We start from the raw sequence: 1,386 nt of genomic DNA on the forward strand, positions 1-1,386 counted from the left end.
TCATGTACAGGACCTTAAGCGGCGAGTCCATTTAAAACGCCTTCCAAGGTCCTGTTCTGTATCGACTTTCTCTGCTTGGTTCGGCAGGCGTTCTTGGCCAAATAATCGGCAGCCCATTCCAATCTTTCCCTTATTTCTGTCAGCGCCCTATGGGCCACTGCTTCCAATAGCGGTAGCCACCACGTCGCACTGTTCTTCGACGCTTTCAGCATCGATAGCGCCCCACTCATCACACTCTGCGCGACCCGTCTCTTCATCACCAGCGACAGCAGGCTCGTCCACACCAACCCCTCGGCAATCGCTTTCTCGCCCGTCACAAACCCCTTGAGCCGGTTGTGCGATTTCCACTCTTTAAATAACAACTCCACCTGCCAACGGCAGCGATACAGGCTCATCACCTGCTCTGCTGACCATGCTGCTCGCGGTAGGTTCGTCATCCACAGACAGAACCGCTTTTCCTCAGCAAACCAGCGCCGGATCAACCGGTACTCGACCTGGCCGGACTTCACCACCATATCCAGTACCTCGGCCCGACAGCGTCGCCGTCCGGCCTCTCTCAGAGATAGTCCCGCCAGCTTGGGTACTTCCCGTCCATCACCGCGCCAGGCTTGGATTATCTTGGGGTTCAGGCTTTTCGTGCCGCGCACCAGATAAAATCCGCCAGCGTCGTTCACCTGCTCAAACCAAGCCCTGTCAATGTAACCTGCGTCAGCCAGCAGCAGGCAGTTGGTCAGCGTGTGGGCTTCAGGCAGAAATTGCCGTTCCCCTGCGGTATCGGCAGACACACTCATGCACAACGGGCTCTGCTCCGACAGTGACATGGTCATATGGCACTCGATAGCTGCCGGACTGATGGTCTTGAACCGGCCGGGAAAATCAGCAGCAAGGCGCCGATGCACCGCAAAGGAGGTGCCATCGTGCAGTAACACCTGCTTGAACGCGCCGAGGGAGGCTGCTTTGAGTTGATGGTCGATACGCAAGGCGATGGCCCGCTCGACCAGGGCTTTCATAAACAGGGCAAAGCTCTCTTTGCGCAGCTGATTGTGAAACGGTTTGTAAGAAACCTGATGGGTGTTTACCAGTTGCAAGGCATTGAAATGGCGGTGTAAACCGGCAATGTCATTGACCTGGTCGCCTCCCATGGCCCGCAGCAGTGCAGGTACGAGCATGGCTGGGGTAATGGCACGCTGACGCAGACAAAACTTGCAGAGCCGAGCAATGCGCTCGAGTGCGGCGGGAGCCAAGAGTTGCTCCAGATAGTAATTAGCGTTGATAATAGTCATAGGCTTCGCGCGTGTTGATTTTGTTTGGCGATAAAATCAGATCACAAACGAAGCCTTTTTTATATCTATTTCAATTGGTTGCCGCTAAAGATCCTGTACATGA

1 protein-coding gene is annotated in these 1,386 nt (G+C 55.0%); it reads right to left on the bottom strand.

Going from position 1 to position 1,386, the window contains the following annotated elements; translation table 11 throughout:
- Window positions 1–14 precede the first annotated feature (14 nt).
- Entirely contained in the window at window positions 15–1,283 is a 1,269-nt protein-coding gene (locus OKC29_RS22970; protein ID WP_011191342.1) for an IS4-like element ISApu1 family transposase, read from the bottom strand.
- Between the last annotated feature and the right edge of the window lie 103 nt (window positions 1,284–1,386).

The sequence above is a fragment of the Aeromonas sp. QDB34 genome, assembly GCF_027705405.1.
Lineage (GTDB): Bacteria > Pseudomonadota > Gammaproteobacteria > Enterobacterales > Aeromonadaceae > Aeromonas > Aeromonas hydrophila.

Coding starts and splice junctions, on each gene's coding strand:
- OKC29_RS22970 (WP_011191342.1), bottom strand. CDS start 1,283: ATGACTATTATCAACGCTAATTACTATCTGGAGCAACTCTTGGCTCCC.